Below are 13,761 nucleotides of genomic sequence, written 5' to 3' on the forward strand. Positions count from 1 at the left end.
CGCTGGACCCGAGCTTGTTCGAACAACTCCGTAGCCCAATCGGTCAATACGCGGTCAAGGTTTGCCCCAGCATCCCTGACCCGGTGTTCATTCACCCGCCATCATGGCTCCGCCGGACCGCCCGGAAGCGGGCGAAGCATCCCTGCCTGTACGACGCAGTGACGTTCATGCCCGGAGGGGAAGCAGCATGGCCAGCACAGGAAGACGAACGGCGATGAGGAGCCTCGGCACTCTCGCGGGGGCCGCCGCACTCACGGTCCTCGGAGGCACCGCGCCCAGCTGGGCCGCCGTACCCGCCGGACACGGCGGCGGCTCGTCGACCGCGACCCCGATCAAGCACGTGGTCGTGCTGTTCGACGAGAACATCTCCTTCGACCACTACTTCGCGACCTACCCGAAGGCCGCGAACACCGACGGCACCAAGTTCACGGCGTCGAAGAACACCCCGAAGGACGTCGACACCCTCGCGCACGCCGGGCTGCTGACGAAGAACCCGAACCAGTACCTGCCGAAGCGGCTCACCCCGGCGCAGGCCATGACCTGCGACCAGAACCACTCCTACGGCCCCGAGCAGCTGGCCTACGACGGTGGCAAGGCCGACCAGTTCGTGCAGAACACCGAGGTCGACAAGTGCTCCGGTGGCCTGTTCGGCGAGCCCGGCCTGGTCATGGACTACTACGACGGCAACACCGTCACCGGTCTGTGGAACTACGCCCAGCAGTACGCCCTCAACGACCACTCCTACAGCTCGGTCTACGGCCCCTCCACGCCCGGCGCGCTCAACCTGGTCTCGGGTCAGACGCACGGCGCGATCTCGGTGGACTCGGTCACCGGCAAGCAGACGTCGACGCCGGACTCGTACGCCATCGCCTCCCCGAACGCGAAGGGCGTCGGCACGGTCGTCAACGACCCCGACCCGGCCTACGACGACTGCTCCGACAAGGACCACACCAGCACCAGCGCGCTGGCGTCGCTGCAGGGCAAGAACATCGGTGACCTGCTCAACTCCAAGCACGTCACGTGGGGCTGGTTCCAGGGCGGCTTCCGCCCGTCGACGGCCTACACCGGCACCTCCGGCTCCTACGCCAAGTGCGACACCACGCACACCAACGTCGGCGGCGCCTCGGTGGTCGACTACAGCCCGCACCACAACCCGTTCTCGTACTACAAGTCGACGTCCAACCCGCACCACGTGGCGCCGAAGAACGTCAACGAGATCGGCCACAACGGCCAGGCGAACCACAACTACGACCTGACCGACTTCACCGCGGCCGCCAAGGCGGGCAAGCTCCCGGCCGTCAGCTTCCTCAAGGCCGGTGAGTACCAGGACGGCCACGCCGGCTACTCCGACCCGACCGACGAGCAGCACTTCCTGGTCGACGAGATCAACGCGATCCAGAGCTCGCCGCAGTGGAAGTCCACCGCGATCGTCGTCGCCTACGACGACTCCGACGGCTGGTACGACCACGCCTACGCCAAGCCCCGCAACGGCTCCAAGGACACCACGGTCGGCTCCAACGGCAAGGCCCTGGACAGCGCCGCCTGCCAGGCCGGCCCGGCCGCGTCCGGCGGCTACGCCGACCGCTGCGGCCCCGGCACCCGGCAGCCGCTGCTGGTCATCTCGCCGTACAGCAAGGTGAACAAGGTCGACCACACCCAGACCGACCAGTCCTCGATCACCCGCTTCATCGAGGACAACTGGCGCACCGGCCGGGTCGGCGACCACTCCTTCGACGCCACCGCGGGCTCGCTGACGGGCATGTTCGACTTCAAGCACCCCAACAACAAGCAGGTGCTGCTCAACGCGAACGGCTCCGTCAAGTCGGTCAAGCCGATCCACCACGTGGCCGCGGTGAGCACGCACATCACCCCGGGTCCGGCCATGGAGAACACGGCCGCCACGACCGGCTCGGGCCAGTTCCCGACCCTTCCGGTCAGCCTCGGCGCGGGCGCCCTGGTGGCCGCCGGCGCCACGGGCACCTTCCTCACGCTGCGCCGCAAGCAGCGCGCCACGGCCTGACCCCTCCCGCACGGCCCTGATCACCTCGGCACGGTCCTCCTCCCCGGACCGTGCCGAGGTGCGTGCGGGACCGTGGCAGCGGCCCGGCAGGCCGGGCCTTTCCCGAGTCGAATCCGCTGGTTACGCTCCTCTCCACCACTGCTGCGACGGCGCGGCCGGAAGGGGATGTGCGATGGGTCTGGGAGCGATCGATCTCAATCTTCTGGTGGCGCTGGAGGCGCTTCTGGAGGAGAAGAACGTCACGCACGCCGGCAGCCGTCTGTCCATCAGCCAGTCCGCGATGAGCGGCTCCCTCGCCCGGCTGCGCCGGCACTTCAACGACGAGCTGCTGGTGCGGGTGGGCCGTGACTACGAGCTCACCTCGCTCGCCGAGCAGTTGCTCCCGGTCGTCCAGGCCTCGCTGCACAAGGCCGAGGAGGCGGTGTCACTCACCCGCCGCTTCGACCCGACGGACAGCAACCAGCAGTTCTCGGTCGTGATGTCCGACTACGTCATGACGGTGCTCGTGGAGCCGCTGCTGCGGACCCTCGCCCAGGAGGCGCCCGGGATCCGTCTGGACGTGCACCCGATCGTCGACGGCCGGCCGGAGTCGGAGTCGCATCTGCGCTGCCACGATCTGATGGTGGTGCCGCTCGGCTTCCATCTGCCGGGGGTCAGCGAGGCGGTGATGCGCGACCGGTTCGTGTGCATCGTCGACCCCGGCAACCCGCGGCTCGCCAAGGGCCGGCTCACCCTGCGCGACCTGGCCGAGATGCCGCATGCCGCGTCCGCCTTCGGCAAACAGCTGACGCACGCCGACCGCCAGCTGGAGACCCTCGGCATCACCCCGCGGGTGCAGGTGAGCGCGCCCGGCTTCACCACGCTGCCGTTCCTGGTGGGCGGCACCGACCTGGTGGCGCTGGTGCCGGAGCTGCTGGCCCGGCACTATGCCGGTTTCGCGCGCTGTGTCGCCGTACCGACGCCGTTCCCCGAGGTGCCGCTGGTCGAGGCCATGTACTGGCACCACAACCGGCACGCCGACCCCGCGCACCGCTGGCTGCGGGAGACCGTGCGCCGGGTCGCCGGCTCGCTGGGCGGCGCCCACCGGCCGTTCGGCCAGGAGACCGCCGGGGACGTCGGGACCGGACTCCCCCGGCTGACCCAGGCCTCCTAGACACGGGAGACCGTCGACAGGTGGCCGGAACATTCCTGGAACGTCGACCATGGCCCGGGAGTCCTGTGGGGTGAGGGAAGAGAACCACAGGACACACGGGGGTGTTCGATCTTGACCGAGATCATCGAGAGGACCATCGGGGACGGCGCGGGGGAAGCGGCGCCGGCACCGGACGAACTGACACCGTACGTGGCGCCGTTGCCCGCCCCCCGTCCGGTCCCGGTCGACTTCGACGGCGCGTACGGCCGGTTCATTACCACTGCCACCTCCTCGAACACGAGGACATGGGCATGATGCGGCCCTTCGTGGGGATGCCGGAGGAGGCGATGAGGTTCGACCACGGCGGGGCCCACGACGGTCGTGGGGAGGGCCACGGGGGCTGACCCGGCCCGGGCGGCGGTCCGCACCACCGGATCGGCCGTGCCGGTGCCCGTGGATACGATGATCGGCGACATGGGCGCCGGCACCGCGTGGCATCACGCCTGATCGGCCCTCCACTGACGGCGGAAGAGGCGCGAGACCATGACGAGCGGCGACGCCCTCGCACTGGACGACCCGGTCGGTGCGTCGCTGCGCGGTCACCACGCGGGGCTCGCGCGCAGGCTCGGCCGGGCCGCCACCTATCTGCCGGACGTCGCGACCTTCTCGGCGCTCTCCGCGGATCCGGACCGGGCGGACTGGGCCGACCTCGCCCGGCTGCTCGGCCGGGGTGAGTTCGCCGACCTGTTCAGCTGTCCCGCGCCCCCGCCGCCGGACTGGGAGCCGGTCTTCGTCCTCGAAGGCCGGCAGCTGGTCCGGCCCGGCGGCGACGCACCCGATCAGGGACCGGCTCCGGCCGGCGCCGAACCGGTCGAGCTGGGTGCGGCCGACGTGCCCGAGATGCTCGACCTGGTCGGGCGGGCCCGGCCGGGCCCTTTCTGGCCGCGCACCCACGAGCTCGGCACCTACCTCGGCGTCCGCGACGGCGGCAGGCTGGTGGCCATGGCGGGGGAACGGCTCCGGCCGCCGGGGTGGACCGAGATCAGCGCCGTCTGCACCGCCCCCGAGGCACGCGGGCGCGGCCACGCCGTCCGCCTGGTGAACGCGCTCACCGCACGGGTGCTGGCGCGCGGCGAACGCCCCTTCCTCCATGTTGCCGAGGCGAACACCGGGGCGATCGCGCTCTACGAACGGCTCGGCTTCGAGACCCGCAAGAAGGTGACGTTCCGCGGGTTCCGCACCCCCTGACGGCTCCGGCTCGCGAGTCCCGGACGGACGGGGCGGACCGGACGGGGCGGACGGACCAGAAGCAGGCGAGCAGGCGCAGGCGGTCCTGCGGCCGTGCCGCCGCGGGCCCTGTCGGTCCAGGTGCCGGGCGGTCCAGGCGGGGGCACCGTGGTGCGGTGGTGCGTGCGGTTGTCGTCCGTCGTGCGGCACGGGATGCTGAGGGGGCACGGAGGGAAGCGGTGCCCATGGATCGTTTTCCGCATGCGGCCGATGTCGAGTTCCACAGTCCCCTTGACCTCTCCAGGGCCGCTGCCGCGGTTCTGGACGCGGAAGGCCGCATCTCCGGGTGGGGCTCCTCGGCCCAGCGTCTCCTCGGCCATCCACCCGAGGACGTGCTCGGCCGGCCGGCCACCCGGCTGCTGGCAGCGGAACCGGGGCAGCGGCTGTCCGCCCTCTGCAAGGCGGACAGGGCCCGCAGCACGGTCCTGGACCTCAGCTGCCGTGACGGCCGGACCCTGCGCGCGGCCGTCACGTTCAGCCCCCTCGCGCACCTGGGCACGGCCGCGACGGTCGTGGTCGCGGCGGATCTGTCGGCGCTGCGCGGCTGGGAGGCGCAGCTGGCGCTGCTGCAGGGGTTGGCGACCGAGTCCGCCGTGGGCCTGACGATCTTCGACACCGACATGCGTGTGGTCTGGGGGAACACCTCGACCGATCTGGAGCTCGCCGGGGTCGCCCAGTACGTGGGCCGGCCGGCCGCGGACCTCTTTCCGGAGGGCGAGTTCATCTCGCGGCACCACCCCCCGGACGAGGACCAGATCATGGAGCACGTGCTGACGACGGGGGAACCGATCCTCGGCATGCACTACCGCGGACGGGCCCCGGCCGACCCGGGGCGCGAGCACGTCTGGTCCTGCTCGTACCACCGGCTGGTGGACGCCCGGGGCGAGCCGCTGGGGCTGTTCGAGGAGTCCCTGGACATCACGGACCGCTACCGCGCCCAGGAACGGCTGTCGCTGCTGGTGCGGGCGGGCAAGCGGATCGGCGCCTCGCTGGACGTGCGCCGGACCGCCGCGGAGCTCGCCGACGTGGCGGTGCCGCAGCTGGCCGACGAGGTGCTGGTGGACCTGCCGCCCGCGGTCATCGAGGGACGGCAGCCGCCGACGGGCTCGGCGCCGGGGCACAGCATGCTGCGGATGCACGGGCGGACCCCGGAGGAGTTCCGGACCAGTCCCGTCTCCTATCCGCCGGCGTCACCGCAGGCCATGAGCCTGGCCACCAGCCGCCCCGTCGTCGACGCCGCCCCGCCCGGCGCCCCGGGCGAGCGGGCGTCGGCCGGACACCGGTGCAGCCTTTTCGTCCCGCTGCTCGCCCGGGACGCCGTGGTGGGCCTGGCGACCTTCCGGCGCAGCAGCAATCCCGACCCGTTCGGGCCCGAGGAGCAGACCCTCGCGGTGGAGCTGGCCGAACGGGCCGCCGTCGGCATCGACAACGCCCGCCGCTACACCAGCCAGCACGCGGCGGCCCTGGTGCTGCAGCGGAGCCTGCTGCCCCAGCACCTGCCGGCGCAGAGCGCGGTCGAGGTGGCCTACCGCTACCTTCCCGCCGACAGCCGGGTGGGCGTGGGTGGGGACTGGTTCGACCTGATCCCGTTGTCCGGGGCGCGGGTGGGGCTGACCGTCGGTGACGTGGTCGGCCACGGTGTGCACGCCGCGGCGACCATGGGCCGGCTGCGTGCCACCGTACGGACCCTCGCCCTGCTGGACCTGGACCCGGCCGAGCTGCTCACCCGGCTCGACGGCCTGGTCGCCCAGGACTCGGAGCCCCACGCGGACGACGGGCTGGGCGACGAGGCGCTCGGGGTGACCTGCCTGTACGCGATCTACGACCCGGTCAGCGGCCGCTGTGTGTGGGCGAGCGCGGGGCATCCGCCGCCGATCGTGGCCGACGCGAACGGCTCGGTGGCGCTGTCCTCACTGGCGCCGGGACCGCCGCTCGGGCTGGGCAGCCTGCCCTACGAGAACGTCGAGCTGAGCCTGTCCAGCGGCAGCGTGGTGGCGTTCTTCACCGACGGTGTCGTGGAGGACCGGCGCACCGACATCGACAGCGGGATCGACCGTCTCGCCCATGTGCTCACCTGGCAGCGGTGCCCGCTGGAGGAGCTCTGCGACCGGGCGCTGTCGACGCTGCCGCCCGGACCGCAGGCGGACGACGCCACGCTGCTGCTCATCCGCACCCGGCGGCTCGCCGACGGACAGGTGGCGGACCTGGAACTGCCGCCGGACCCGGCGATGGTGGCGCGGGCTCGCACGGACACCGAACGCCAGCTGACGGACTGGGGCCTGTCCGAACTCTCCTTCACCGCCGCGCTCGTGGTGAGCGAGCTGGTCACCAACAGCATCCGGTACGCCACCGGGCCCGTCCTGCTGCGGCTGATCAAGGACCGCAGTCTGCTGTGCGAGGTCTCCGACAACGCGCACACGGCACCTCACCTGCGGCGGGCGCGCCGGGACGACGAGGGCGGCCGGGGCCTCTTCCTGGTGGCCCAGATGTCGCAGCGCTGGGGCACCCGGTACACAGCGTCCGGAAAGACCATCTGGGCCGAACTGGCCGTCCCCTAGCGGCTCGTGGCGGGCCTGTCGCACAGGGCGTGGTCGACGAGGGCGCCGGTCGCGCGGTTGAGGGCGGCCAGGTCCGGGGGCGCGGTCGCGGTCGTGAGGGAGACGGTGACCGCGCGCCTGCCGTCCGCGCTCACCGCGGGGCGGGTGTTGACGCCCGCCCCGTCGCCCTCGTGCAGGTAGTAGTGACCGCCGCAGGAGAGCGGGATCCTGCGCAGCCCGAGGCCGTAGGTGCCCTCGGGCATCTCGGCCAGGTCCTCCGGGTCGTCGGTCCGCCGGACGGTCTGGCGCATCTCCCGCCACTGCCCGGCGGGGAGCAGCCTGCCGCCGGCGAGGGCACGGAAGAAGGTGTTGAGGTCGGCGGTGGTGCTCACCACGCCGGAGTCCGCGGTGTGTTGGAGACTGTGCTCGGTGACGTCGATCCGGGTGCCGTCGGGGCCCGTCAGGTAGGCGTTCACGTGCGGGGCGGGCAGGTGGGGGTCGAGCCCGGGGACGGAGGTGTCCCGCAGCCCCAGCCTGGCGATCACCCGCCGCTCGACCAGTTCCTGCCAGCTCGCGCCGCCGGCCTTCTCGGCGATCATCCCGGCCAGCAGGTAGTTGGTGTTGGAGTACGCCCATCGGGTCGCACCGCTCGGTCGCGGCACGAACAGCGGCCGGTGCTTCATCGCCACCGCGACCAGGTCGGCCGCGGGTGTGGTGTCGTAGCGGTTCTCCTCGAAGTGGTTGATCAGCCGGTCCTGGATCTCGGGGTCGTCGATGTAGTCGTACAGGCCGCTGGTCTGGCGGAGCAGGTCGCGGACGGTGATGCGGCGGCCGTCGTTCCCGTTTCCGGCGACGACTCCGGGGAGCCAGTGCTCGACCTTGTCGTCGAGCGACAGCCGCTTCTCGGCGGCGAGTTGGAGGACCACGGTCGCGGTGAACGTCTTGGTCGTGCTGGCCACGCGGAAGTGCGCGTTCCAGGGGATCGGGTCGGTGGAGCCGGCCGTCCGGGTGCCGATGCGTGCCATGAGCGGCGCGCCGTGCGGTCCGTCGACCCGGGCCAGCACGTTCACGTCGCCTCCCCCGGCCTGCCGGACGGCGGCGAGGTCCCGCCGGAGTGCGTCCTCGTCGTAGTGGTGCCGCGCGGCCGGGTGGCCGGTGGCGGCGGTCGCGGCCATGGGTGAGGCCGGCGCGAGCAGCATCGCGGTCAGGACGACCGCGCCGGCCTTCTTCGTCGACGGCATCCGCATGTTCGTATCCCCCGGTGCTCTGGTTCCTGGTCGGTGGCGATCTCCAGCCAACCGGATCCGGGCGCGCGGGTGGATGGGGCTGTCCTCCGAATGCGGGGTGTACGTAGCCCCCTGTGGAGCGGGCTCGAAGTCCTTGCGGAGCCGGACCGGCTCCGGTCGGGACGGGGAGCCGCCGCTGCCCGGCGTCGGGCGAGCGGCGCGAGGGCCATGGTGATCGCGCCCAGCGGCCCGGCGAGGGCGAAGACGGTGAGCTGCATCGTGAACTTCCTGGCCGACCAAGCCAGTTGACCCACCCGGAATCTCCGAGCGGATGGCCGCCCCCAGCGGCCGTGCGCATTCCGCCGTCCCGCGCCGACACCTCTGCGAGGGTGATCGGGGATTGACGCCGCCACATTTACTTAGAGTAGCCTTGCCTAAGTTGACCGTCTTCGGAGGGTGGCCGGTGGGATCAGGGGAACTGTCGGGGCGGGACGTCCTGGCACGCTCGGTCAGAGGGCAGGGGCGGCGCGTCGCTCTCGGTTCGGCACTCGGCTGCGTGCACCAACTCGGGGAAGCCATGGTCCCCGTACTCATCGGTGTCGTCGTCGACCAGGCGGTGGCCGGGCAGGATGCCGGACGTCTGGTGCTCTGGCTGGCCGTCCTGGCCGTCGTGTACGTCTGCCTGTCCTGGAGTTTCCGGCTGGGCGCACGGGCCGGTGAACGCGGCGCCGAGGAGGCCGCCCACACGCTCAGGCTGGCGATCGTGCGCCGGGTCGTCGACCCCCGGGGCGGCGCCGGGGACGACCGGCTCTCCGGCGAGCTGGCCAATGTCGCCACCGAGGACGCCAAGCGGGTCGGCGCGGTCAACATGGCGCTGATGAGCGGCACATGGGCCGTCGCGGGGATCGCCGTGAGCGCCGTGGCGCTGCTGCTGACGTCCGTGCCGCTCGGTCTGATCGTGCTGCTCGGCACCCCCGTGCTGCTGTGGCTCGGGCATCTGCTGAGCAAACCGCTGGAGCGGCGCAGCGAGGCCGAGCAGGACCGGGCCGCCGGCGCCGCGGGCGTCGCGGCCGATCTGGTGGCCGGGCTGCGGGTGCTCAAGGGGCTCGGCGCGCAACAGGCCGCCGTCGAACGCTACCGGCGCACCAGCAGGGTGTCCCTCGCGGCCACCCTGCGCGCCGCGCGGGCCCAGTCGTGGCAGACCGGGCTGGTCCTGGCCCTCACCGGCGGGTTCATCGCGCTGATCGCCTGGGTGGGCGGGCGGTTGGCGCTCGAAGGGTCCCTCACTCTGGGCCAGTTGGTCTCGGCGGTGGGTCTCGCGCTGTTCCTGCTGGGGCCGTTGGAGACGTTCGCCTGGGTCAACGCCGAACTGGCGCAGGGCCGCGCCTCCGCCGCCCGGATCGCCGAGGTGCTCGCCGCCGGGCCCGCCGTGGTCGGCGGGGACGAACCGGTGCCGGACGCGGTGCGCGGGCAGTTGCGTCTGCGCGGGGTACGGCTCGGCGGACTGGACGGCGTGGACCTCGACCTGCCCGCCGGGCGGCTGACCGGGATCGCCGTGACCGATCCGGCCTGCGCCGAGGCCCTGTTGGGCTGCCTGGGCCGGGAGACCGACCCGCAGCAGGGCTCGGTCGAGCTGGACGGGGTGCCGCTGACCCGGCTGGACCCGGCGGGGCTGCGCGCCGCGGTACTGGTCGCCGCGCACGACGCCGCGCTGTTCGAGGGCTCCCTGGCCGCGAACGTGCACCCGGAAGAACCGACCGGGCACGGGCAGCGGGACGACCCGCGGACGGAGCGCGCCATGGCGGCCGCCGACGCGGACGAGGTCGCCCGTTCCCTTCCGCGGGGCGCGGCGACGGAGGTCGGCGAGGGCGGACGGTCGCTGTCCGGCGGCCAGCGGCAGCGCGTCCTGCTGGCCCGGGCGCTGCGCGCCGAACCGCCGGTCCTGGTCGTGCACGATCCGACGACGGCCGTGGACGCGGTCACCGAGGCCCGGATCGCGCAGGGGCTCAGGGAGATCAGGCAGGGCCTGACCACCGTCGTGGTGACCAACAGCCCGGCACTGCTCGCCGTCACCGACCGGGTGGTGCTCCTGGACGGCGGCCGGGTCGGCGCCGAGGGCACCCACGCGGAACTCGCCCGCACCCACGAGAACTACCGTACGGCGGTGCTGACATGACCGGGACCGACAAGCCGAACGACGCCGAGCCCGCCCTCGTGCCCCCGGCCGACGCACCGCACGGCACCGACAGCACCCCCGTCACCGGGACCGACGAGCGGCATGGCTCCGACGGCTCCCCCGTGGCCACCGCCGAAGAGCCGAACAGCACCGAGCGCGCCCTGCTGCCCACCGCCACACCCGCCCGCACCCGGGCGGCCGTCCGTGAACTGCTGCGCCCGCACCGGGCGTTGGCCGCCGCGGGCTTCGGCACCCTGATGTTCGCCACGGCCGTCGGGCTGCTCACCCAGCCGCTGCTCGGCCACATCGTCGACGTGGTCACCGAGCACCGCTCCCCCGACGCGCTCACCCGGCCGGTGCTCGCGCTCGCCGGGGTCGCCGTGGTGCAGGGCGTCACCACCGCGCTGGGCATGTCGCTGGTCTCCCGGCTCGGCGAGACCGCGCTCGCCCGGCTGCGCGAACGGTTCGTGGCCCGCGCCCTGTCCCTGCCCCTCGAACGCCTGGAGCGGGCGGGCTCCGGCGACCTCAACGCCCGGGTCACCCGGGACGTGTCCCGGGTCGCCGACGCGGTCCGCACCGCGCTGCCCGAACTGGCCCGCTCCGGGCTGTCGATCGTGCTGACCCTGGGCGCCCTCGCCCTGCTGGACTGGCGGTTCCTGCCGGCCGCGCTGGTCGCCGTGCCGGTGCAGGCGCACACCGCCCGCTGGTACCTCCGCAACGCCGTCCCCCTGTACGCGCAGGAGCGGATCGCCACCGGGGCCCAGCAGCAGCAGTTGCTGGACACCATCGGCGGGGCGCGGACGGTACGGGCGTACCGGCTGCAGGACGGCCACACCCGCCGGGTCACCGAGCGCTCGCGGGCGGCGGTGGAGCTGACGATGCGCGGGGTGCGCCTGGTGCTGCGCTTCTACAGCAGGCTGCACATCGCCGAGTACGTGGGCCTGGCCGCGGTGCTGGTCACCGGGTTTCTGCTGGTGCGGTCCGGTTCCGCCTCGGTCGGCACGGCGACGGCCGCCGCCCTGTACTTCCACAGCCTCTTCGGACCGGTGAACACCGCGCTGGTGCTGCTCGACGACGCCCAGTCGGCGACGGCGGGACTGGCCCGGCTGGTCGGAGTCGTCGACGAACCGGCGCCCGTGGTCTCCCCGCACGCGGACGGCGCGACGGGCGAGGCGTCCGTGACGCTGACCGGTGTCTCCCACGCCTACGTGCCCGGCCGCCCGGTCCTGCACGGTGTCGACCTGGAGGTGCGGACCGAGGAACGGGTCGCGCTGGTCGGCACCACCGGCGCCGGCAAGACCACCCTGGCCAAGCTGGTGGCGGGACTGCACCGCCCGGCGGCGGGGCGGATCGAGGTCGGCGGCATCGCGCCGGACGAGTCCGGCCGGCTGGTGGGGCTCGTCACCCAGGAGGTGCATGTCTTCGCCGGGCCGCTCGCCGAGGACCTGCGTCTGGCCCGCCCGGAGGCGAGCGCCGAGGAGCTGCGGGAGGCGCTGGCCACGGTGGGCGCCCTCGGCTGGGCCGAGGCCCTCCCGGAGGGGCTGGACACCGTCGTCGGCGACGGCGGCCACCAGCTCACCGCCGACCGCGCCCAGCAACTCGCCCTGGCCCGGCTGCTGTTGGCCGACCCGCCGGTCGTCGTGCTCGACGAGGCGACCGCGGAGGCGGGCAGTTCGGGCGCCCGGCTGCTCGACGAGGCCGCCGAGCGGGCGCTGCGCGGCCGTACGGCACTGGTCGTGGCCCACCGCCTGAGCCAGGCCGCCGCCGCGGACCGGGTGGTCGTGCTGAGCGGCGGCCGGGTCGTGGAGGAGGGCACGCACGACGAACTCCTCGCCGCCCGGGGCACGTACGCCGCTCTGTGGCGGGCCTGGTCGCACCAGCGCTCCCCCGACGCACCCGCCACCGCCGACGCTCCCCGCTGACCCGCCCCCTGATCCGAGCCGCCCCCCGCCGGACCCGTCGTCACGAACAGAAGGATCATCCGATGCCCCGCGCCACCAGAGTGTCCAGGCTGACCGGCCTGCTCGTCTCCGTGCTCCTGCTCACGGCGACGGCGGTCGCCTGCGGCTCCTCCGACTCCGACAACGACTCCGGCTCGTCCTCGGCCGGCGGCTCGGGCTCGTCGGCGGCCGTCGGCGCCTTCCCGGTGACGATCGCCCACAAGTTCGGCAGTACGACGATCAAGTCCGAGCCCCAGCGGATCGTCACCGTCGGCCTCACCGACCAGGACGCCGTCCTCGCCCTCGGCAAGGTCCCGGTCGGCACCACCGAGTGGCTGGGCGGCTACAAGGGCGCGATCGGCCCGTGGGCCGAGGACAAGCTGGGCAGCGCCGCCGCGCCGACCGTGCTCAAGGACACCGGCACCGGCCCGCAGGTGGAGAAGATCGCCGCGCTCAAGCCGGACCTGATCCTCGCCGTCTACTCGGGGCTGACGAAGCCCCAGTACGAGAGCCTGTCGAAGTTCGCCCCGGTGGTGGCCCAGCCCAAGCAGTACAACGACTACGGCGTGCCGTGGCAGCAGCAGACCGAGGAGATCGGCCAGGCGCTGGGCAAGGCGGCCGAGGCCAAGACGCTGGTGTCGGGTGTCGAGGCCAAGTTCGCGGCGGCCGAGAAGGCGCACCCCGAGTTCGCCGGCGCGAGCGCGGTGATGGCGACGCCGTACGAGGGCACGCTCGTCTACGGCAGCCAGGACCCGCGCTCCCGCCTCCTGTCCGACCTCGGCTTCTCGCTGCCGAAGGACCTGGACAAGGTGATCGGGGACCAGTTCGGCGCCAACATCAGCAAGGAGCGCTTCGACCTCCTCGACCAGGACGTCGACGTGTGGATCGTGCCGGACACCACCGCGTCGGTCACCAAGCTGCACGACGACAAGGTCTACGCCGACCTGAACGTGGTGAAGCAGGGCCGTGAGGTCTTCATCAAGGAGACCAGCGACTACGGCAACGCGGTGTCCCTGTCGACCGTCCTGAGCATCCCGTACGTCCTGGACCGTCTGGTGCCGCAGCTGGCGGCGGCGGTGGACGGCAAGGCCTCGACGCAGGTGGCCCAGCCGACGTCGTGACCACGCGCACACGAAAAGGGGGGTGGGTCCGGGACCGGACCCACCCCCCTTTTCTTTTCGTGTGTCAGGAGCCGTCGACGAGGCTCTTGGGCCGCATGTCCGTCCAGTGGGTCTCGATGTGGTCCAGGCACTCCTGCCGGCCCGCCGGGCCGTGCACGGCCGTCCAGCCCGCCGGGACGTCCACGAAGTCGGGCCACAGGCTGTACTGGCCCTCGTCGTTGACGAGGACGGAGTAGACGCCGTCGGGGTTCTCGAACGGGTTGCTCATGTCAGCGGGTCCTTGCCTTTCGGATCTGATCGGTGTGGGTCTCAAGTGGCTTCG

The 13,761-nt window shown here is 72.7% G+C and carries 9 protein-coding genes and 1 pseudogene; 8 read left to right on the forward strand and 2 right to left on the reverse strand.

Going from position 1 to position 13,761, the window contains the following annotated elements:
- Positions 1 to 187 precede the first annotated feature (187 nt).
- The 5 genes and pseudogenes from ACFZDK_RS19535 to ACFZDK_RS19555 all read left to right on the forward strand — a co-directional run bounded on the left by ACFZDK_RS19535 (position 188) and on the right by ACFZDK_RS19555 (position 6,997).
- On the forward strand, positions 188 to 2,020 hold the full coding sequence (locus ACFZDK_RS19535; RefSeq protein WP_390973960.1) for an alkaline phosphatase family protein: 1,833 nt from the start codon (positions 188 to 190) through the stop codon (positions 2,018 to 2,020).
- A gap of 172 nt (positions 2,021 to 2,192) precedes the next feature.
- Complete coding sequence (locus ACFZDK_RS19540) at positions 2,193 to 3,173, forward strand: LysR substrate-binding domain-containing protein (protein WP_390973961.1); 981 nt, start codon at positions 2,193 to 2,195, stop codon at positions 3,171 to 3,173.
- A 228-nt stretch (positions 3,174 to 3,401) separates the two neighbouring features.
- Positions 3,402 to 3,556 (forward strand): annotated as a pseudogene (locus ACFZDK_RS19545) (multicopper oxidase domain-containing protein); the annotation flags it as partial.
- Between the two features lie 139 nt (positions 3,557 to 3,695).
- Positions 3,696 to 4,400 (forward strand): GNAT family N-acetyltransferase, encoded by a 705-nt coding sequence (locus ACFZDK_RS19550; RefSeq protein WP_390973963.1) that lies wholly within the window; start codon positions 3,696 to 3,698, stop codon positions 4,398 to 4,400.
- A gap of 224 nt (positions 4,401 to 4,624) precedes the next feature.
- Positions 4,625 to 6,997 carry a SpoIIE family protein phosphatase gene (locus ACFZDK_RS19555; protein WP_390973965.1) on the forward strand — a complete coding sequence of 791 codons (2,373 nt, stop codon included), beginning with the start codon at positions 4,625 to 4,627 and terminating at the stop codon, positions 6,995 to 6,997.
- Here the strand turns inward: ACFZDK_RS19555 and ACFZDK_RS19560 are convergent.
- Entirely contained in the window at positions 6,994 to 8,217 is a 1,224-nt protein-coding gene (locus ACFZDK_RS19560; RefSeq protein ID WP_390973966.1) for a serine hydrolase, read from the reverse strand. The genes ACFZDK_RS19555 and ACFZDK_RS19560 overlap by 4 nt on opposite strands.
- 463 nt (positions 8,218 to 8,680) lie before the next feature.
- Between ACFZDK_RS19560 and ACFZDK_RS19565 the strand changes: the two genes are divergently transcribed.
- The 3 genes from ACFZDK_RS19565 to ACFZDK_RS19575 all read left to right on the forward strand — a co-directional run bounded on the left by ACFZDK_RS19565 (position 8,681) and on the right by ACFZDK_RS19575 (position 13,439).
- Positions 8,681 to 10,378: an ABC transporter transmembrane domain-containing protein gene (locus tag ACFZDK_RS19565; RefSeq protein ID WP_390974249.1), complete on the forward strand. Its 1,698-nt coding sequence runs from the start codon at positions 8,681 to 8,683 to the stop codon at positions 10,376 to 10,378.
- On the forward strand, positions 10,375 to 12,300 hold the full coding sequence (locus ACFZDK_RS19570) for an ABC transporter transmembrane domain-containing protein (RefSeq protein ID WP_390973968.1): 1,926 nt from the start codon (positions 10,375 to 10,377) through the stop codon (positions 12,298 to 12,300). Before ACFZDK_RS19565 ends, ACFZDK_RS19570 begins: the two co-directional genes overlap by 4 nt.
- Positions 12,301 to 12,362: 62 nt before the next feature.
- Positions 12,363 to 13,439, forward strand: a complete 1,077-nt coding sequence (locus ACFZDK_RS19575) for an ABC transporter substrate-binding protein (RefSeq protein ID WP_390973970.1) — start codon at positions 12,363 to 12,365, stop codon at positions 13,437 to 13,439.
- A 64-nt stretch (positions 13,440 to 13,503) separates the two neighbouring features.
- Here the strand turns inward: ACFZDK_RS19575 and ACFZDK_RS19580 are convergent, their stop codons facing one another.
- Positions 13,504 to 13,707 carry an MbtH family NRPS accessory protein gene (locus ACFZDK_RS19580; protein ID WP_390973971.1) on the reverse strand — a complete coding sequence of 68 codons (204 nt, stop codon included), beginning with the start codon at positions 13,705 to 13,707 and terminating at the stop codon, positions 13,504 to 13,506.
- Positions 13,708 to 13,761 lie beyond the last annotated feature (54 nt).

The organism is Streptomyces sp. NPDC007901 (genome assembly GCF_042959465.1).
Taxonomy (GTDB): domain Bacteria; phylum Actinomycetota; class Actinomycetes; order Streptomycetales; family Streptomycetaceae; genus Streptomyces.